Annotated in this window: 14 protein-coding genes and 1 riboswitch; of the genes, 3 read left to right on the plus strand and 11 right to left on the minus strand. The window is 65.8% G+C overall.

Annotated features, from left to right (window positions below; genetic code table 11):
• Nucleotides 1–90 precede the first annotated feature (90 nt).
• The 4 genes from rpmA to AC5RUU_RS18405 form a co-directional block, all read right to left on the minus strand.
• Entirely contained in the window at nt 91–354 is a 264-nt protein-coding gene (gene rpmA, locus AC5RUU_RS18390; RefSeq protein WP_009372867.1) for a 50S ribosomal protein L27, read from the minus strand.
• A 61-nt stretch (nt 355–415) separates the two neighbouring features.
• Nucleotides 416–724 (minus strand): 50S ribosomal protein L21, encoded by a 309-nt coding sequence (rplU, locus tag AC5RUU_RS18395; protein ID WP_066276623.1) that lies wholly within the window; start codon nt 722–724, stop codon nt 416–418.
• Nucleotides 725–996: 272 nt separating this feature from the next.
• Nucleotides 997–2532, minus strand: a complete 1536-nt coding sequence (thiD, locus tag AC5RUU_RS18400; RefSeq protein ID WP_493976648.1) for a bifunctional hydroxymethylpyrimidine kinase/phosphomethylpyrimidine kinase — start codon at nt 2530–2532, stop codon at nt 997–999.
• 7 nt (nt 2533–2539) lie between these two features.
• A riboswitch (TPP riboswitch) is annotated at nt 2540–2637 on the minus strand.
• 157 nt (nt 2638–2794) lie between these two features.
• The gene (locus tag AC5RUU_RS18405; RefSeq protein ID WP_493976649.1) at nt 2795–6139 is read right to left on the minus strand and encodes an Rne/Rng family ribonuclease; all 3345 of its coding nucleotides are present in this window, start codon (nt 6137–6139) and stop codon (nt 2795–2797) included.
• Between the two features lie 437 nt (nt 6140–6576).
• Here AC5RUU_RS18405 and AC5RUU_RS18410 point away from each other — a divergent pair, with 437 nt between their 5' ends.
• Entirely contained in the window at nt 6577–7245 is a 669-nt protein-coding gene (locus AC5RUU_RS18410; RefSeq protein ID WP_493976650.1) for a vitamin K epoxide reductase family protein, read from the plus strand.
• A gap of 92 nt (nt 7246–7337) precedes the next feature.
• Here AC5RUU_RS18410 and ndk read toward each other — a convergent pair whose 3' ends face one another.
• The 4 genes from ndk to ileS form a co-directional block, all read right to left on the minus strand.
• Complete coding sequence (gene ndk / locus AC5RUU_RS18415) at nt 7338–7751, minus strand: nucleoside-diphosphate kinase (protein ID WP_493976651.1); 414 nt, start codon at nt 7749–7751, stop codon at nt 7338–7340.
• 64 nt (nt 7752–7815) lie between these two features.
• Nucleotides 7816–8280, minus strand: a complete 465-nt coding sequence (locus tag AC5RUU_RS18420) for a DUF4233 domain-containing protein (protein WP_493976652.1) — start codon at nt 8278–8280, stop codon at nt 7816–7818.
• Between the two features lie 2 nt (nt 8281–8282).
• Complete coding sequence (locus AC5RUU_RS18425) at nt 8283–9641, minus strand: bifunctional folylpolyglutamate synthase/dihydrofolate synthase (RefSeq protein ID WP_493976653.1); 1359 nt, start codon at nt 9639–9641, stop codon at nt 8283–8285.
• A 3-nt stretch (nt 9642–9644) separates the two neighbouring features.
• Entirely contained in the window at nt 9645–12965 is a 3321-nt protein-coding gene (gene ileS, locus AC5RUU_RS18430; protein ID WP_493976654.1) for an isoleucine--tRNA ligase, read from the minus strand.
• Nucleotides 12966–13307: 342 nt separating this feature from the next.
• Between ileS and AC5RUU_RS18435 the strand changes: the two genes are divergently transcribed.
• Nucleotides 13308–14315 (plus strand): endonuclease/exonuclease/phosphatase family protein, encoded by a 1008-nt coding sequence (locus AC5RUU_RS18435; RefSeq protein WP_493976655.1) that lies wholly within the window; start codon nt 13308–13310, stop codon nt 14313–14315.
• Nucleotides 14316–14321: 6 nt separating this feature from the next.
• Here AC5RUU_RS18435 and AC5RUU_RS18440 read toward each other — a convergent pair whose 3' ends face one another.
• On the minus strand, nt 14322–15077 hold the full coding sequence (locus tag AC5RUU_RS18440) for an SDR family oxidoreductase (protein ID WP_493976656.1): 756 nt from the start codon (nt 15075–15077) through the stop codon (nt 14322–14324).
• A 237-nt stretch (nt 15078–15314) separates the two neighbouring features.
• Here AC5RUU_RS18440 and valS point away from each other — a divergent pair, with 237 nt between their 5' ends.
• Nucleotides 15315–17936 (plus strand): valine--tRNA ligase, encoded by a 2622-nt coding sequence (valS, locus tag AC5RUU_RS18445; RefSeq protein WP_493976657.1) that lies wholly within the window; start codon nt 15315–15317, stop codon nt 17934–17936.
• A 333-nt stretch (nt 17937–18269) separates the two neighbouring features.
• On the opposite strand, the gene AC5RUU_RS18450 is transcribed toward valS, so the two are convergent.
• Together AC5RUU_RS18450 and clpX are read right to left on the minus strand one after the other, a co-directional pair.
• Nucleotides 18270–18884: a mycothiol-dependent nitroreductase Rv2466c family protein gene (locus tag AC5RUU_RS18450; RefSeq protein ID WP_493976658.1), complete on the minus strand. Its 615-nt coding sequence runs from the start codon at nt 18882–18884 to the stop codon at nt 18270–18272.
• Nucleotides 18885–18964: 80 nt separating this feature from the next.
• Nucleotides 18965–20245, minus strand: coding sequence for an ATP-dependent Clp protease ATP-binding subunit ClpX (clpX, locus tag AC5RUU_RS18455; RefSeq protein ID WP_493976659.1), 1281 nt, complete (start codon nt 20243–20245; stop codon nt 18965–18967).
• Nucleotides 20246–20311 lie beyond the last annotated feature (66 nt).

The following is a 20311-nucleotide window of genomic DNA, read 5'->3' on the forward strand; positions in this document are numbered from 1 at the left end:
GGCGCCCAGAGGCGCCATCACGATTGTAATGCGGTTAAAAGAACAGTGGAGCGGGCCATCAGGCCCGCTCCACCGCTTTGAATCTGGTTGTTACTCTGCAGCTGCAGCAGCAACGATGTTGACGACGCGACGACCGCGGCGGGTACCGAATTCAACGGCTCCCGGGGTCAGTGCGAACAGTGTGTCGTCGCCGCCACGGCCAACGCCGGCGCCCGGGTGGAAGTGGGTGCCGCGCTGGCGGACGATGATCTCGCCGGCGGAAACTACCTGGCCGCCGAAGCGCTTGACGCCGAGGTACTGTGCGTTGGAGTCGCGGCCGTTACGAGTGGAGCTCGCGCCCTTTTTATGTGCCATCTGAAATGCCTGCCTCTAAATTCTGGGGAATTTGCTGAAAAACCTGAACAGTAACCGGTGGTTACTTGATGCCGGTGATCTTGACCTTGGTCAGTTCCTGGCGGTGACCCTGGCGCTTCTTGTAGCCGGTCTTGTTCTTGAACTTCTGGATGACAATCTTGGGACCACGGAGGTCCTGGAGGATCTCAGCCGTGACAGTCACCTTGGCCAGGTCGGCAGCGGCGGAGGTGACCTTGTCACCGTCTACCAGGAGCAGTGCGGGCAGCTGAATGGTGCTGCCAGCCCCACCGGCGACGCGGTTCAGGGTAACGAAGTCTCCGACGGAAACCTTCTCTTGGCGGCCGCCTGCGCGGACAATCGCGTACACCACTTGGGAACTCACTTCTCTCGACGTTTCTAACAAAATTTGCGTGCGGAACCGGCTCTAACAGGCTGGTTTCTCGCTGTGCCTCAACGCCGTGGGGTCATAACCCAAGTGTTGGCGTAAGCACCGAAGAACTAGACTACGCTAATTTCGTCTTCGGCCGCAAATGAGGCTGGCTCCGGCGCGCCTACTGTGATAGCAACCACAGGACAGTGGCACCACAGTGGGCGGCGGTACCGCGCACCATCCATGATACCGCCGGGACCGCCCCGGGAGGCTCAGGAGTGCAGCCGCGGCGCGTCGAAAAACTCCACTTCCAGGCGGCAGGACTGCTTGAAGGCCGTGGCCATGGCGGCCCGTTCAGCGTCCGACGCGTTCCGGCCGGCCTCGTCCACGAAGGCGATGGCCTTGCGGGTTGCCTCGGCGAAGTCCTCGTCGGCGTAGGTCCGGAGCCACTCGGCGTAGGGGTGCCCGGCCGGTTCACCTGCGGCCAGGAACTGGGCGTGCAGCTTTTTGCCCACCTCCGCGTACAGCCAGAAACAAGGGAGGACGGCCGCGGCCAGCACCGCGTAACTGCCCGACGCCGAGGCCGCCGTGAGGTGGTCGACGTAGGACTTTGTCACAGGACCCAATTCGGGCCGGACGGTGCGGGTGCTCAGCCAGGACCTGTGCAGCTCAGACTCCACTTCAAGGCACTGCTGCGCGGACCCGGCCCAAAACAGCTGCTCCGCCTCGGTGGGCGCAAGGGCGCTTGCCCTTGCCAGGATCCGGGAGTAGCCGTTGAGGTAGATGGCGTCCTGGGCCAGGTAGTAGGCAAACTCCTTCTCGGGCAGGCTGCCCGTGGCCAGTCCGCGGATGAAGTCCAGCCCGTAAATGGCGTCCAGGTCCGCTTCAGCAGCAGCCCTGAGGCTGGCCGCGAAAGCCCCCTGGTGCGGAACCGGCCGCACGTGGTGGAAATGGTGGACGGGCCCGTTCCCGGTTCCCACCTCCAGGCGGCCAGCGGTTTCCAGCGCACCGACCAGCCAGGGCTTCACGTCCCGCAGGGCCGCCTCCCAGTCCCCCAGCCGCGCCTGGACAGTGGCCATTGCGGAGGACAGCGAACAGCCGGTTCCGTGGCTGTTCCGGGTTGCCACCCGCTCCCCCGGCACCTCCACGACCTCGGCGCCCAGCAGCCCGCCGGTATTCACCAGCGCGTCCGGGCAGTCCGCACCCGCCAGATGGCCGCCTTTCACCAGGACCGTGGCACCGGTGGCCGCGGCAAGTTTCCTGCCCTGTGCCAGGGCTCCGGCCCAGGTGTCCTGCTGTTCCTCCCCTACGAGGATGGCCAGTTCGGCGAGGTTGGGGGTGATGAGGTGCGCGAGCGGCAGGAGTTCGCGAAGCGCCGCCTCGGCGGATTCTTGCAGCAGCCGGTCACCGCTGGTGGCCACCATCACCGGGTCGAGGACCACGACGGCGGGGCGTACGTTTTCCAGCCATGTCCGTACGGCGGCGATCACCCCGGCGTCGCCCAGCATGCCGATCTTGACGGCGTCGATGCTGATGTCGTCGCTGATGGCATCCAGCTGGGCCGCCAGGAAGGACACCGGCGGCACATGGACCGCAGCCACACCGTGGGTGTTCTGTGCGGTAAGGGCGGTGATGGCGGCCATACCGTACCCGCCGTGAGCGGCGATGCTTTTCAGATCCGCCTGGATACCTGCACCCCCCGACGGGTCCGAGCCGGCGATGGACAGGACACGCGGCACGTCCCTGCCGGTCCCGGGCGGCACGGTAGCGGTTTCAAGAGTGCCGGCCTGGAGATCTACTGGGGGCAAAACAAGAGTCGAAGACAAGAGACATCCCTTCGCCGGTACTAGCCGGACAGGTTCAACGGGTCTGGATCTCAGCCGGCCCTTCGCGCGGCACCCCGTGTCAGTCCCCCAGCCTAGCCGTTTTGCTTCGGGCGCCTCAAAGGTGAAGCGGGCATTGCGCGAAAAGTCCCCGTTTGGTGGACTTTTCCCCCGGTACTTCAGAGGGGAGAAGTCCACCAAACGGGGACTGGTCGAAAGGTGGGGCTCCCGGCGCACCCGCCAAGGGTTACAGCTCGGAGGCGGGAACCCCGACGCCCAGGATGATGGGCGCCTCGGCGGGTTTGGCAGTCCCATCCTTGCGGTCTGCGGAGGCCGCGGGTTCCGGCGCCTTGGCAGCATGTGTGTGCCCGGTGCTGGCCGCAGGCGCGTTCTCATGGTGCTGCACAGTGGTTTCATTGGCGGCACCCTGGGCACGGCTGGCGCTGCGGTTGCGCCGCGGCCGGCGCTGGCGGGTCTGGTCCACAGTGTGGTCAGACCAGTCCTTTTCCTCTGCTGCGGGTGCAGGCGGCTGTTCGGCGTTGACCGGCCCGGCCTCGGAAACCTTGGTTTCATGTTCTTCCGCCGGCGTTTCACCAGCAGGTGCCGGTTCACCAAGGTGGGCGAAAGCTTCAGCGAGCCGGTCCAGGGTGAGGGCCGGCTGCGGCTGCTGTTCTTCGGCATGCTCCACGAACGGCAGGACAACCTTCTCGCCGCCGAAGGTCAGGACAGCCGCCGGCCGGGGCGCCGCGCCGGCGTCGTGCTTGTCTTCTGCGGCCGGCGTTTCGGGCTGGACTGACTGCGCCTGTTTGGCCGCCGCCACCTCGTCATCGTGCAGGTGCGCCGCATGCGCCGCGGCAGCGATGTTGGCAAGGGCCAGCCTGGTGGCTTCCGCCTTCGCGTGCCGCTCGGCATCGGCCGGATCCGGATGGACGGTATGGACATGCACCGCCGCAGCCGGGGCAGCTTCAGGCTGCTGGCCACCGCGTCCGCGCCGCCGTTTGCGGTCCGGCCTGCCGTTCGGCTGGCTGCTGTCGGTCCGCTGTCCCTCATTACGGTGCCCTTCGGCGCGGACGTCGGGCCGAATGTCGGAACGCTGCACGTGGTGCTCGGCGGCAACGATGTTCGCGCGGCGATGCTCCACGGGGTCGTCGTGGGTCACCACACCGCGGCCGGCGCACGCTTCGCACTGCTCCCCGAACACCTCAAGGAGCCCCGTGCCCATGCGCTTGCGGGTCATCTGGACCAGGCCCAGCGACGTGACTTCGGCAACCTGGTGCTTGGTGCGGTCGCGGCCCAGGCATTCCACCAGGCGGCGCAGGACCAGGTCCCGGTTGGATTCCAGCACCATGTCGATGAAGTCGATGACGATAATGCCGCCGATATCGCGGAGGCGGAGCTGGCGCACCACTTCCTCGGCTGCTTCAAGGTTGTTCTTGGTGACGGTTTCCTCAAGGTTGCCGCCGCTGCCCGTGAACTTGCCGGTGTTGACGTCCACCACGGTCATGGCCTCGGTGCGGTCGATCACCAGAGAACCGCCGGAGGGCAGGAACACCTTGCGTTCCAGGGCCTTGTGGATCTGCTCATCGATCCGCCATGCCGCAAAGATGTCCTGGTCCTTGGTCCACTTCTCAAGGCGGCCCACCAAGTCCGGGGCAACGTAGGTGACGTAGGCCTCAATGGTGTCCCAGGCTTCTTCACCGGACACGATCAGCTTGGAGAAGTCCTCGTTGAAGACGTCACGCACCACCTTGATGGTGAGGTCCGGCTCGCCGTACAGCAGTTCGGGTGCCAGGACCTTGGTGGAGGTGGACTGGCTTTCGATGCCTTCCCACTGCGCGCGCAGCCGATTGATGTCGTGCGTCAGCTCTTCCTCGGACGCTCCCTCCGCGGCTGTGCGGACGATGACCCCAGCCTGCTCAGGGAGGCGGTCCTTGAGGATGCGCTTGAGGCGGTTGCGTTCGACGTCGGGCAGCTTGCGGGAGATGCCCGTCATGGAACCGCCAGGCACGTACACAAGGTAGCGTCCGGGCAGCGAGATCTGGCTGGTGAGGCGTGCGCCCTTGTGCCCGACGGGGTCCTTGGTCACCTGGACCAGGACGGTGTCGCCTGACTTGAGGGCGTTTTCGATACGGCGCTGCTTGCCCTCGAGGTTGACGGCCTCCCAGTTCACCTCGCCTGCGTACAGAACGGCGTTACGGCCGCGCCCGATGTCAACGAAGGCTGCCTCCATGGAAGGCAGGACGTTCTGGACCTTGCCCAGGTAGACGTTGCCGATCAGCGAGTCCTGCTGGGTCTTGGAGACGAAGTGCTCGGCCAGGACGCCGTCTTCGAGGACCGCGATCTGGATTCTGTCATCGCGCTGGCGGACGATCATCTGCCGGTCCACGGACTCCCGGCGGGCCAGGAATTCGGCCTCGGTAATGACAGTGCGGCGGCGGCCCGTATCGCGCGACTCGCGGCGGCGCTGCTTCTTCGCCTCCAGGCGGGTGGAACCCTTCACACTGGTAACCCGGTTGCTGGCGACCTGCTCGCTCACGGCCCGGGGGGCGCGGACACGGGTCACCGTGTTGGGCGGGTCGTCATCCCCGCCGCCGGTCAGCTCGAGGTCCTGGTCACCGCGGCGCCGCCGGCGCCGGCGGCGGGACGTCACGCCCTCTTCCAGCAGCCCGGACCGTTCTTCGTCAGCGTCTTCGGCGTCGTCGCCGCCTTCGGCATCGGCGCCGGAGTCCGCATCGCGTTCATCGAGGCGGCTGCGCCCGCGGCGTCCGCGGCTGCGGCGCCTGCGGCGGCTGGCGGAGTCGTCCGCGTCGCCGTCCTCGGCGTCGTCCGCTTCCGCTTCCTCGGCGGCGGCTGCCGCCGGGCGTACCACGGTGCTCAAGTCCGGGGCCTGGAACAGTACAGAAGTGGGGGACGCGGGTTCCATGAACAGCGAAGCGAAGGGGCTGGCAGCGGGTGCCACAGGAGTCTCTTTTCCAGCCGCAGTTTGCTCCGCTGCCCCGGGCTGCGGGCTGGTGTCCGCTGCAGCGCCCGGCGGCGACTGCCCGGCTTCCGGCGCTGGCTCTTCCGATGCTTCTTCCACGGCGGGTGCAGTGTGGGCGCCTTGGGCGTCCGCCGCTTCGTCAGCAGCAGGCGCCCCTGGCTGCTGTACGGCCGCTTCCGCCACAGCGGTTTCCCCGGTGGACGTCGCGTCGGGTGCCGATGCCGGGGCTGCGGCTTTTCGGGTGGCTACCCGACGGCGGCGTACAGGTTTGGTTTCCGTTTCGGGTTCGCCGGCGGCAGGCACGCTTTCCTCAGTGTCCGCCGGCGTGCCTGCAGTGACTCCGGCTGCTGCCGCATCATCGGCGAAGGCCGGGAGCGGTTCAGCAACTTCAACTTTCTTGCGGGCGCGGGTACGGCGGGCCGGTGCCTTGGCTTCAGCAGCGGCGGCTTCAACGTTCTCCGCCGTCGCAGCGTCCGCCGGGGCGTTGTCCCCCGCGCCGCTGCCGCCGTCGTCTGTTCTCGGCGCCGCTTTCCGGCGGGTCCTCTTGGGTGCAACAGCGGCCTCCGCGGCCGCCGCATCGCCATTAACAGCCAGGTCTTGCTCGTTTTCCATATGCAGCTACACTCCTGCCCCTGACGTACCGCCACATCCGGCACCCATTGGGGCACATATTGTCAAAACCCGCAGGCGTTGACAGAAGTCAAGTGGATACTCCCAGGTTCGCACCGGCATTGGGGTGCGGCAGCCCGTGGGAGCCGGGGGATGTCCTGAAACCCGTTGTTCTACGTGCCACAACCAGGTGCCGTCCAATGGAGTCGCGGGAGTGCCGTAAGCTTCCGAAGCCTGCCCTGCTCGTCATTGGCGGTCTTGAGAACAGTCCACCGGACCGGAGTCCGAATGTGGATCGGCTTCCAGCCACGTTCATTCTCTCACACCCCGGCTAAATCACGGCGGAGGCATAGGCTTGTCGCCCTTTTGGCTGGGGATGCCTTCCAGCCGTCGGCGTTACAATCGGGCAAGGAGCACCGGACGAAAAGGACGCCATACCCATGCCCAGCATCTCCCCCGCCAGCGGCACGCATGCCCCGGACCTGACCGGCGGCCCGGACAGCAGTTCAGCACCCGTGCCCTTCATGGCCCGCAACCGCCCCTTCGGCTGGCTGCTGTTGTTCACCGGCGCCGTCGGCTGGCTGGCCTCCGGAACCCTCGTCCTGGAAAAGCTCGCAGTGCTCCAGGACCCCAACCACACCACAGTGTGTGACGTTAATCCCTGGATCTCCTGCGGGGACGTGATGAAGACCTGGCAGAGTTCCCTGTTCGGCTTCCCCAACATGTTTATCGGGATCGTGGCGTTCGCCGTCGTCATCACCGTGGGCATGGCGCTGCTCTCCGGGGCCACCTTCGCCCGGTGGTTTTGGGTAGGACTGCAGACCGGCGTCACGCTTGGCTTCATTTTCGTGGTGTGGCTGTGGTCCCAGGCCCTCTACGACATCCACGTCCTGTGCCCGTTCTGCATGATTGTCTGGGCCGCCATGATCCCGCTGTTCGTGTGGACCACCATCCGGAACATCAGCGCCGGCATCATTCCCGTCCCGTCCGGAGCGGCGCGCGTGGTGGCCGACTCCGGCTGGATCATCATTGCCCTGCTGTACGTGGCCGTCGCCGCCAGCATCTTCTTCGCCTTCATCCAGGTGTTCGCGGGGACCTCGGGTTTCTAGCCTCCCCCTCCACCGCTAAATGACAGTTAAGGCCAATGTTCACGGGGAACATTGGCCTTAACTGTCATTTCGCGCAGCGTCAGACCAGGATGCTAGAACCAGATCTTGATCTCGCGTTCGGCGGAATAGGTGGAGTCGGAGCCGTGCACCAGGTTCTGCTGGACCTTCACGCCCCAGTCACGGCCGAAATCGCCGCGGATGGTGCCGGGTGCCGCCGTCGTGGGGTCGGTGGTGCCGGCCAGCGAGCGGAAGCCTTCGATAACGCGGTGGCCCTCGAAGATGGCCGCCACCACGGGCCCGCTGAGCATGAACTCCACCAGCGGCTCGTAAAAGGGCTTGCCCACGTGCTCCTCGTAGTGCTGCTCGAGCAGTTCGCGGGTGGCGTCCACCTTCTTCAGATCAACCAGGGTGTATCCCTTGGCTTCGACGCGGGCCAGGATGGTCCCGGTGAGGTTACGGGCGACGCCGTCGGGCTTGATCAGGACGAGGGTGCGCTCAGTGGTCACAACTGCTCCAATGCTTTCGTGGGGTTTCGGGCTAAGTCTACGGGGACTGGTTGACAGGCTGGGTTTACGGGGTTTGCGGCTGGCCGGGTCCGGCGGCCTGGTCCGGGTGGGCTGCTTCCCACTCGGCCTGCTCACGCTCGCGCTGGGCTGCTTCGCGGTCCAGCCGGATGCCGGTACGGATGCCGTACCACCAGGCCAGCGCGAACAGGGCACCCACAAGGAACATGGCCGGCTCGAAAATGCCGGTCAGGACCAGGACGATCTGCAGGATCCAGCCCAACCCGATGCCCCAGGGCTTGGACAGGAACGCGCAGGCCAGGACCATCACAACGCTCAGCGCGATGCCGGTGCCCAGGATGAGTGCCGGCGGAAACTCGCCGCGGCGGAGTCCAAACACCGCCAGAGTGGCGAAGAACATCACGAATGCTTCCAGGAGCAGCACCGTGGAGGCGAACATGACTTTGGTGGAGCGGCGCTTCTTGGGCATGCCGGGCCGCCATTCGCGCTGCGCCTTGGTGACTCTGGCCATCCCTACGCCTCCGTCTTTCCGAGCAGGATGCGGGCTTCCGCCACCAGCGTGATGGACCCGGTGACCAGTACCCCGCCGGAGAGGTCGTCATTGGCTTCGGCCCGTTCCACTGCCCATTCCAGGGCGTCGTCCAGTTTTTCGGCGATGTGCACATTGTCCTCGCCGAAGCCGAGGTCCACGGCGAGCTCGGCAAGTTCGGCGGCCGGGACAGCGCGCGGGGAGTTCGACTGCGTGAAGCAGTATTCCTCCGCCATGTCGCCCAGGGATTCCTTGAGCTGGCGGAGGATTTCCTCCGCGTCCTTTTCCTTCAGCACGCCCACCACGGGAACAAGCCGGGTGAAAGTGAACGCCTCCTGCAGTGCGGCGGCGGACGCTTTGATCCCGTCCGGGTTGTGGGCGGCGTCAACGATGATGGTGGGTGCCGTCCGGACCACTTCCAGCCGGCCGGGGGACGTCACGGCAGCGAAGCCCTCCTGCAGCACTTCCGAATTAAGCTCCTTGTCGCCGCCGAAGAATGCCTCCAGCGCGGCCACCGCCACGGCGGCGTTCTGCGCCTGGTGGGCGCCATGCAGCGGCACCAGGAGGTCCGGGTAGCGTCCGGCGATGCCCTGGATGCTCACTATCTGGCCGCCTACCGCCACTGTCCGGGACTCAACGCCGAACTCGACGCCCTCGAAGCGGAAGGGGACGCCCACGTCCTTGGCCTTCTCCAGCAGCACCTGTGCGGCGTCCAGTGGCTGGGCTGCGCTAATGAGGTATCCGCCCGGCTTGATGATGCCAGCCTTCTCAAGGGCGATATCGCCGGGCGTATCGCCCAGCAGGTCCGTGTGGTCGAGCGAGATCGGCGTGACGACGGAGACCTGGCCGTCACCCACATTCGTGGCGTCCGTGATGCCGCCGAGGCCCACTTCGATGATGGCCACGTTGACGGGCTGGTCCGCGAAGATGGCGAAGCCCAGGATGGTCAGGCACTCGAAATATGTCAGGCGGGGCTGCCCGTCCGCTTCCAGTTCGGCGTCCACTATCTGCAGGTAGGGACGGATCTCGTCCCAGATCCGGACGAAGGTTTCGTCGGGGACCGGATGCCCGTCGATGCTGATGCGCTCGGTGACCTTCGACAGGTGCGGGCTGGTGTAGCGGCCCGTGCTCAGGCCGTGGGCGCGCAGGACGGACTCGATCATGCGGGAGGTGGAGGTCTTGCCGTTGGTGCCGGTGACGTGGATGATCGGATACGCCTTGTTCGGCTCTCCCAGCACATCCATCGCCCGGAACAGCGGGGCAAGCCGGGGCTCCATCTTGTTTTCCGGCGCCCTGCCCAAGAGTTCGGCGTAGACACTCTCTACGGAAAATTCGTCAGTCATGGATTATGCCTCTACTTTTTCGACGGCGACAGCCGGCTCTGCGATGTCCGCGGGTTCCGCCGTAAGGTCCACGGTGAGGGTTTCCCCCTTGACCAGGTCAGCGTTGGCAAGCAGGGCGTCGACGACGTTCTGCGGGGCAGTCACGGCGGTCCGGATCCGGTCGCTGACATTCAGCCCGGCGTCCTTGCGTGCCTGCTGGATGGCGCGGACCATGTCGCGCGCCAGGCCTTCGGCCTCCAGCTCCGGTGTGACCTCGGTGTTGAGGACCACGAACCCACCGCCCGGCAGCACGGCGACAGAGGCGGAGCCGCCCTCGGACTCAGCCACCACCGTCTCCAGCGTGTACTCCTGGGGCTCCAACTGCAAGCCGCCGGAAATGACCACACCGGCGTCGTCCACTGACCAATCACCGGACTTGGACCCCTTGATGGCCAGCTGCACGTTCTTGCCCAGGCGCGGGCCGGCAGCACGGGCGTTGACCACCAGCTTCTGCTGGATGCCGAACTCTTCCGGGGAAGCGGTGGCGGCATCAAGCAGCCGGACGGAGCGAAGGTTGAGTTCGTCTGCGACGACGGCGGCGAAGCCTTCCAGCGCATCGGCACCCGGTGCCACCACGGTGAGTTCCTGCAGCGGCAGGCGGACCCGCAGGTTTGCGGCCTTCCGGAGGGACGACCCGGTGGAGCAGATCTGCTGGACGCGGTCCATGGCCTGGACGAGGTCCGGGTCAGCGGGGAACAGGTCAGCGTCGGGCCAGTCGGCCAGGTGTACGGACCGGCCACCGGTGAGCCCCCGCCAGATCTCCTCGGTGACCAGGGGCAACAGCGATGCGGCGGCGCGCGAAACGGTCTCCAATGCGGTGTACAGGGCGTCGAACGCGTCCTGGTCCTCGTCAAAGAACCGTTGGCGGCTGCGGCGGACGTACCAGTTGGTGAGCATGTCCAGGTATCCGCGGAGCTCGTCGCAGGCACCGGAGATGTCATAGGTGTCCAGCTGCCCGGTCATGTTCCGGACCAGCCCGCCGGTGTTGGCCAGGAGGTACTGGTCCAGGGTGTCCGTGTAGCCGTCGTACCGCAGCTTCGCCTCGTAGCCGGCGCCCCCGTTGGCGGCATTGGTGTAGAGGGTGAAGAAGCTGTACACGTTCCACAGCGGAAGGATGACCTGCCGGACGCCGTCGCGGATGCCCTGTTCCGTGACGATCAGGTTGCCGCCGCGCAGGATGGGGCTGGACATCAGGAACCAGCGCATGGCGTCGGAACCGTCGCGGTCCAGCACCTCTGACACGTCGGGGTAGTTCCGCAGGCTCTTGGACATCTTCTGCCCATCGGAGCCCAGCACAATGCCGTGGCTGATGACGTTGCGGAACGCGGGCCGGTCAAACAGCGCCGTAGAAAGGATGTGCAGCATGTAGAACCAGCCGCGTGTCTGCCCGATGTATTCGACGATGAAGTCGGCGGGGTTGTGCGTGTCGAACCAGGCCTCGTTCTGGAACGGGTAGTGCACCTGGCCGTAGGGCATGGAGCCAGAGTCGAACCAGACGTCCAGGACGTCCTCCACCCGGCGCATGACGGACTGGCCCTCTTCGGGTGTGCGCGGATCATCGGGATTCGGACGGGTCAGTTCGTCGATGAACGGGCGGTGCAAGTCAACCTGGCCGTCCTTGTTCAGCGGCAGCCGGCCGAAATCCGCTTCGATCTCGGCCAGGGAGCCGTACACGTCGGTGCGCGGGTATTCGGGGTCGCTGGACTGCCACACGGGGATGGGGCTGCCCCAGTAGCGGTTGCGGCTGATGGACCAGTCACGGGCGTTTTCCAGCCACTTGCCGAACTGGCCGTCCTTGACGTTGCCCGGGATCCAGTTGATCTCCTGGTTCAGTTCGGACATCCGGTCCTTGAACTTGGTGACTTCCACGTACCAGGAGGAGACAGCACGGTAGATCAGCGGGTTCCGGCAGCGCCAGCAGTGCGGGTAGCTGTGCTCGTAGCTGGCCTGCTTGACCAGGCGGCCCTGTGCGCGCAGCACCTGGGTGATGGGTTTGTTGGCCTCGAACACCTGCAGCCCCGCGATGTCGTGGAGGTCGCCGTGCTTGAAAAGGGGCAGGAACCTGGCGCCCTCGTCAACGGACAGGATGACGGGGATTCCGGCTTCCTCACACACCTTCTGGTCATCCTCGCCGTAGGCAGGGGCCTGGTGCACGATGCCTGTGCCGTCCGTGGTGGTGACGTACTCGGCGACCAGGATCCGCCAGGCGTTCTCCATGCCGTACTTCTCGTTGTCGCTGAAGTCCTGCCACAGCGGCCGGTAGGCGAGTCCCTCCAGCTCGGCGCCGGTGTGGGTGGAGACAACGGCTGCCTGGGCGTCCTCAAAGCTGTCGTAGCCCAGGTCCTTGGCGTAGGCGGCCACCAGGTCCGCGGCCAGCAGGAAGCTGCCGGTCACGGGGGCATCGGCGGAGGACGCCTTGATGCCGTTGGGTCCCGCCGGGAGGACGGCGTAGGTGATGGAAGGCCCGACGGCGAGCGCGGCGTTGGTGGGCAGCGTCCAGGGAGTGGTGGTCCAGGCGAGCGCCTGGACGCCGTCGAGCTGCTTCGACAGGGCGGACTCCCCTGCCGTGATGGGGAATGTGACGGTGACGGTCTGGTCCTGCCGGTTCTTGTAGACGTCGTCGTCCATGCGCAGTTCATGGTTGGACAGCGGCGTCTCGTCCTTCCAGCAGTAGGGAAGCACGCGGTAGCCATTGTAGGTCAGGCCTTTTTCGTGCAGCTGCTTGAACGCCCAGAGGACCGACTCCATGTACTCCACGTTGAGGGTCTTGTAGTCATTGTCGAAGTCAACCCAGCGTGCCTGGCGGGTGACGTAGCTGCGCCATTCGTCGGCGTATTTCATGACGGACGCGCGGCAGGCGTCGTTGAATTTGTCGATGCCCATGGCTTCGATTTGGGTTTTGTCCGTCATGCCCAGCTGCTTCATGGCTTCCAGTTCCGCGGGCAGCCCGTGGGTGTCCCAGCCGAAGCGGCGCTCGACGCGCTTGCCGCGCTGGGTCTGGTAGCGGCCCACCAGGTCCTTGGCGTAGCCGGTCAGGAGGTGGCCGTAATGCGGCAGGCCGTTCGCGAAGGGCGGGCCGTCGTAGAACACGAATTCGTTGCTGCCGGGTTCCCCGCCGGGAGCGTCCGCGCTGCGCTGGTCGATGCTGGCCTGGAAGGTACCGTCCTGGTCCCAGTACTTCAGGATGCGCTCTTCGATCTCCGGGAACTTCACGGAGGCTGTGACGCCTGCACGGCTTGTGCCGGTGCCGGTGGTGGAGGCTGAGACCTTGGGGTAATACGTCATTCTCGACATCCTGGGTTGGGCGTGGCGAACCGCCGGCGGGTGCCGGCCGTTCCGTTCAGGATGCGAGGACGGCTGCCGTGCTGTCCGGGGACTGCACGCTCACCGCGGTACCACCTCACTTACCGCCGCTCCCTGGTCCTGCGGACCAGCCGGCGCGACGGCCTCTCATTACTGCTGTGACGGGCTTACCCGTCCGGTTCTACTGGCGCGGCTGCCAGGTACTGGTTTTCCGCGTGTTCTTCCGGAAGCTCACCGGTGATTGCCGGGTCGTAGCCGGTTACGAGTCTACTATTGCCGCGGCGTCCTGTGCCATTCCGGGTGGTCCATTCCCGATAATGGGCTATGCGCAGGTTGGGTTTGGCAGCGGTGGTGGTCCTTGCCCTGCCCGGTGCCGCCCTGACGGTGCTGCGCCTGGTCCCGTGGGACGTGGGTACCCCCTGGATGCAGTTGCTCGCGTTCTTTCCCGCGACGCTGTTGCCGACGGCGGCCGCCCTTGCCGGTGCGCTGGTGGCCCTGGTCCGCCATGCCGGCACCGGCAGGGTGGTGGTGGCCTCGCTGGCCGTGGCGCTGCTGGCGGTCCAGGTTGGCCTGGTGGCGCCCCGTGTGCTGGCTGAGGTCCCGCCTCAGGTGGCGAACCGGGCTGCTGCGCAGGGCCCGGACAGGGAGGGGGGCCGGCTCCTGACGGTGATGGCACTCAACGTGGGCTCAACGGGAATCGATGCGGGCGCGCTGCTTTCGGAGGTGCGGCGCCGGAACGTGGATGTCCTCGCCCTGCCGGAGCTGGCGCCTGCTGGCCTGGAGGCGCTCGACGGCGCCGGGCTGGCCTCCGAACTGCCCCACCGGGTCCTTGATGTGGACTGGGCGGGAACCGGCAGCGCACTGTTCGCACGCTTTCCCCTGCAGCGCCAGGAACGCGTCCCCGGCTCCGTGTTCTACCAGAGCCAGGCAGTGGCCGACGTTCCGGGCGCCGGCACCCGCCTGCGCCTGACGGCCGTCCATGTGGACTCGCCGCGGCCGGGGCATACACCACAGTGGCGCAGTGAACTGAAACAGCTCGGCACCCTCCACGCCGGCCTGCCGGCTGGTGCGTCCGCCGTCCTGCTGGGAGACTTCAACGCTGCCGCCGACCACCGGGAATTCCGGGAGCTGCTGGAGACGGGGCTGAAGGATGCTGCGCAGGCAGCCGGCAAGGGCCTCACCCCCACCTGGCCGCTCAACGGCCCGGTCCCACCGTTCGTGGCCCTCGACCACATCCTGGTCAGCGCGGGAGTCACGGTTGCCGGGTTCGACCGCGTGCTGGTGCCCGGCAGCGACCACGCCGCCGTCGTGGCCCGGCTGGTGCTTCCGTAGGCGAAGTCAGCCTTTCCTGATCAGCTTGTAGTTGGATGCCTGCGCCACCGGCCGGATGACGATCTGGTCCAGGTTGACATGGTGCGGGGCGCTGACGGCATACAGGACCACGCCGGCGACGTCTTGGGCCGTGAGCGGTTTCTCCACGCCCTGGTAGACCTTGTCCGCAGCCTGCCGGTCACCGAGCCGGTTCAGGGCAAACTCCTCGGTCTGGACCAGCCCCGGCGCAACCTCGATGACCCGGACATTATGGTCGGCCTCCTCCAGCCGGAGCGCTTCGGTCATGGCACGCTGGGCAAATTTCGCCGCGTTGTACCCGGCACCGCCCTCGTAGGCCGCCAGCCCCGCGGTGGACGTCAGGTTCAGCACCGTGCCTTCGCCCTTGGCGCGCAGCATGGGCAGGAACGCGCGCGTCAGCTTCATGGTGCCCAGGACGTTGACCCGGTACATCCAGTCCCAGTCCTCCGTGCTGGCTTCGCCGATCCGGTCGGCGCCCCTGGCGCCGCCGGCGATGTTGATGAGGGTGTCGATGCCACCCGCTTCGGTGACCTGGGTGAGCAGCCGGGACACGTCGTCGTCCTCGGATATATCGGCCGGGATGGCGACGGCGCCCGTTTCGGCCGCCAGTGCTTCCAACCGGTCGGCACGGCGTGCCACGGCAAACACCGACCATCCGTCAGCCCGCAAGGCCCGCACGGTGGCTTCCCCGATCCCGCTGCTCGCGCCGGTCACCAAAGCTGCCTTCTTCTGCACGTCAGTCATGGCACCACCATAGCCCGCCACTGCTTGGGAACCTGACCGCCAGTTACCCGGCGTAAAACGTCAGGCGGGTGGCGCCGCGCGGCCAGAGCCTGTCCACCAGGACCCCGGGAGCCGTCGTCGTCCGCCCACGGGTCGAAGATCCGTTTCGCGGCGAAGCTGCCGCCTGTTGCGCCCATGGGCGGCATGCTACTCCGCCGCGGTTCGGTGCGATGCAACAGAGCATGAAAGAATTGCCCAATGGCTGAAGACACTCAGGGTACAGACACGCCCACCACCACCCCCATCAACGTTCCTGACAAGCCGGCCCTCGAAGGCCTCGAAGCTGCGCTTACGCAGCGCTGGCTGGCCGAAGGGACCTACAGGTTCAACCCCGACACCACCCGGGAGCAGGTCTACTCGATCGACACTCCCCCGCCCACCGCCTCGGGGTCCCTGCACGTGGGGCACATGTTCTCCTACACACAGACCGACGTGCTGGCCCGCTACCAGCGCATGACCGGCAAGAACGTCTTCTACCCGATGGGCTGGGACGACAACGGCCTGCCCACCGAACGCCGGGTCCAGAACTACTACGGCGTCCGCTGCGACCCCGCCGTCCCCTACAACCCGGACTACCGGCCGCCCGCCCAGCCGGCCAAGAACCAGCGGGACTTCGACGTGGTCTCCCGGCGGAACTTCATCGAGCTGTGTGAGGAACTGGCGGTCGAGGACGAGAAGGTTTTCGAAAACCTGTTCCAGACGCTTGGCCTGTCGGTCGACTGGAAGCTGACGTACCGGACCATCGATGACAACTCGCGTGCAGCCTCGCAGCGCGCGTTCCTGGCCAACCTCGCCGCCGGCGACGCCTACATGGCCGAAGCGCCGACCCTGTGGGACGTCACCTTCCGGACGGCAGTGGCGCAGGCCGAGCTCGAGGACCGGGAAGTGCCCGGCACGTACTACCGCTACCCCTTCTTCACCGAGGACGGCGGGAAGATCTACATCGAGACCACGCGTCCCGAACTCCTGGCCGCCTGCGCGGCGCTGGTGGCAAACCCCGACGACGAACGGTACCAGCCGTTGTTCGGCAAGAAGGTCACCTCCCCCGTGTTCGGCGTCGACGTTGAGGTCAAAGCCCACCCGCTCGCGAAGGCGGACAAGGGATCCGGCATCGCCATGGTGTGTACCTTCGGTGACCTGACGGACGTGACCTGGTGGCGCGAGCTGCAGCTGCCAACCCGCGCAATTGTGGGCCGCGACGGCCGCATCATCGGGGAAACCCCCGAGTGGATCACCACGGACGCCGGCCGGGAGGCGTTCGCGAAGATCGCCGGCAAGACCGTCTTCAGCGCCAAGGAAGGCGTCGTGGAGCTCCTGGCCGCCGAAGACCTCCTCGAGGGTGAACCGAAGAAGATCATGCACCCCGTGAACTTCTACGAGAAGGGTGACAAGCCGCTTGAAGTTGTCACGTCCCGCCAGTGGTACATCCGCAACGGCGGCCGTGACGAAGACCGCCGCGAACGGCTGATCTCCCGCGGCCAGGAGATTGACTTCCACCCCGCGTTCATGCGCTCACGGTACGAGAACTGGATCTCCGGGCTCAACGGCGACTGGCTGGTCTCCCGGCAGCGCTTCTTTGGCGTGCCCATCCCCGTCTGGTACCCGCTGGACAACGACGGCAACCCGAACTACGACGCGCCCATCGTCCCCTCGGATGAGCAGCTGCCGGTGGACCCGATGGCCGACGCCGCACCGGGCTACGACGAATCCCAGCGCGATGTGCCCGGCGGCTTCACCGGTGACGCCGACATCTTCGACACCTGGGCCACCTCGTCGCTGACACCGCAGATCGTGGGCGGCTGGAGCCGGGACGAAGACCTCTTCGCCAAGGTCTACCCGTTTGATCTGCGCCCGCAGGGCCACGACATCATCCGGACCTGGCTCTTCTCCTCGGTGGTGCGCGCCGATGCACTGCAGAAGAACCCGCCCTGGAAGCACGCTGCCATTTCCGGCTGGATCCTGGATCCGGACCGCAAGAAGATGTCCAAGTCCAAGGGCAACGTGGTGGTCCCCACGGACATCCTGGACGAGTACGGTTCCGATGCCGTCCGCTACTGGGCTGCCTCCGCCCGGCTGGGTGCCGACACCGCTTACGAGATTGCCCAGATGAAGATCGGGCGCCGCCTGGCCATCAAGCTGCTGAACGCCTCCAAGTTCGTCCTTAACCTCGGGGCCACGGAAGACTCGGTGGTGCGTGCGGACCTGTCCGTCCTCACGAATCCCCTCGACCTTGCCCTGCTGGCACAGCTGGGCGAGGTTGTGCGTGAGTCAACCAAAGCGTTCGAAAACTACGACTACGCCCGGGCGCTGCAGATCACCGAGAGCTTCTTCTGGCAGTTCACGGACGACTACGTGGAGCTCATCAAGGACCGGGCGTACGGCGCTGCGGGTGAAGCCCAGCAGGCCTCGGTGCTGGCCGCACTGGCCACCACGCTGGACACGCTGCTGCGGCTGTTCGCGCCGTTCCTGCCCTTTGCTACCGAAGAAGTATGGAGCTGGTGGCGCAACGGTTCGGTCCACCGCGCGGAGTGGCCAACGGAGCTGGAGGTTCCCGGCGGGGACACCACCATGCTGGCCACGGTGGGCGTTGCGCTCAGCGGTGTCCGCAAGGCCAAGTCCGAGGCGAAGGTCAAGCAGCGCACGGAGGTGCTGTCCGCGACCATCACCGCACCGGAGGCATTGACCGCACAGCTCCAGGCCGGCCTGTCCGACCTGAAGGCCGCGTCCAACGCCCGGGAGATCAACCTCGTGGCCGCCGAAGGTGAGCTTATGGTCAGCGACGTGGACCTTGCGGTCACTGACGAGCCCGCCAAGGCCTAGGTACCGCAGGCCCTGTTTCAGGGCAAAGGGGAAGCCCCATCAGCGTTTTGCCGTTGGTGGGGCTTCGACTTTTCGGCCATCTGGTGACGTCTTGATGGTCTGGCAGGATCCTCAGATTTTCAGGTCTTCCTACCTCGTCACTGGTAGCTTGTATCTGGCTTTGCCAAAGGCTGCGTCAAATACATGTCACTGAATCCTTGGTTCCTGCGTCCCACTTCTTTCGAAGTGGGTAAAAACCATTCTTGTCCCGCCCGGGGCCATGCGCAAGGGCCCCGGGAGAACTACATACAGGTAGTTTTCCCAGGGCCCTTGCGCGCATGCTGGACCGGGGCCTCAGTCGAATTCCGGCCTCTCGGTGCGGCTCCTCTTGAGTTCGAAGAAGTGCGGGTAGGCAGCCAGGGCGGTGGTGGCGTCCCAGAGCCTGCCGGCCTCCTCGCCGCGGGGAATACGGGTGAGGACCGGACCGAAGAACGCTGTTCCGTTGAAGGCCACCACTGGCGTGCCAACGTCCTGCCCCACCAGGGAAATGCCTTCCTCATGGCTCGCACGGAGCTGGGCGTCGTAGGCGTCCGTAGTGGCAGCCCCTGCCAGGGAGGCAGGAAGTCCGCACTCCGCCAGCGCCTTGCTGATCACGAGGCCGCGGTCCTTCTCGCCGCCGTCGTGGATCAGCGTACCCATGGCGTCGTACAGCGCCTTGACGGTCCCAGGTCCGTGCTCTTCCCGGGCGGCGATGATGACGCGAACCATGCCCCAGGCGTTGTCCATGGACTCCCGGTAGGACGGCTCCAGGTCGCGGCCCTCGTTGAGCACGGCCAGGCTCATGACGTGCCACTCCGTGTCAATGTTCCGGACCTCCTCAACCTCCCCGATCCACCGGGAAGTGATCCAGGCGAAGGGGCAGAGCGGATCAAACCAGAAGTCGGCTTTGTTCTTGGCGGTTTCAGACATGGCTGTTTGTCCTCCAGGTAGGGCGGCTGCGCAGGGGGCAGCCAAGGCTGACAGGGGCATTACGGATTGTGGAGATCCGGTCAGGCGGACTTCCGGCGCTTTGCTGCGTGCGGAATCATGGTGGGCTCCGCGCCCCTCAGCACAACGTCCTCGGTGATCACTACGCTTGCAACGTCTTCACGGCTGGGGAGATCGAACATCACCGGAAGCAGGACTTCCTCCAGGATGGCACGGAGGCCGCGGGCACCGGTGCCGCGCTCCAGCGCCTGGTCCGCGATGGCGTCCAGGGCGGTGTCATCGAAAACGAGCTCGACACCATCGATCTGGAACATCTTCTGGTACTGCTTGACCAGCGCGTTCTTGGGCGTGGACAGGATCTGGATCAGGGCATCGCGGTCCAGGTTGGACACCGTGGTGATCACGGGGAGGCGGCCGATGAATTCCGGGATCAGGCCGAACTTGAGCAGGTCCTCCGGCATGACCTCGCCATAGGAGTCCACCTTCTTGCTCGCTTCGTTGAGCGGTGCACCGAATCCGATCCCCTTCCGTCCGGAACGGGATCCAATGATTTCCTCAAGGCCGGCAAAGGCACCGGCAACAATGAACAGGACGTTGGTGGTGTCGATCTGGATGAATTCCTGGTGGGGATGCTTCCTGCCGCCCTGCGGCGGCACGGAGGCGACGGTGCCCTCCAGGATTTTCAGGAGCGCCTGCTGGACACCTTCCCCGGAGACGTCGCGGGTGATGGAGGGGTTTTCGCTCTTGCGGGAGATTTTGTCGATCTCGTCGATGTAGATAATACCCTGTTCGGCCTTCTTGACGTCATAGTCAGCGGCCTGGATGAGCTTGAGGAGGATGTTCTCCACGTCCTCGCCCACATAGCCGGCCTCGGTCAGCGCTGTGGCGTCCGCGACGGCGAACGGGACGTTCAGCCGGCGGGCGAGGGTCTGGGCCAGGTAGGTCTTGCCGCAGCCCGTGGGGCCGATGAGGAGGATGTTCGACTTGGCGATTTCGACGTCGTCATGGTGGCCGCCGTCGGCAAGGCTGCCGGATTTGGGTGCGTGGCCGGCCTGGATCCGCTTGTAGTGGTTGTAGACGGCGACAGCGAGGGAACGCTTTGCAGGCTCCTGGCCGATCACGTATTCCTGCAGGAAGTCGAAAATTTCGCGGGGCTTTGGCAGTTCGAAACTGCCCAGATCGGCGACCTCCGCGAGTTCCTCCTCGATGATTTCGTTGCACAGTTCAATGCATTCATCGCAGATGTAGACTCCTGGCCCGGCAATGAGCTTGCGCACCTGCTTCTGGCTCTTTCCGCAGAAAGAGCACTTCAGCAGATCCGTGCTCTCGCCAATCCGAGCCATATGTGAACCCCTTAGTATCTTGCTGCCGAGCAGCCTTGCACCGTTGCTGGAATCTTCACCAGCCTG

It is taken from the genome of Arthrobacter sp. K4-10C (assembly GCF_059090085.1).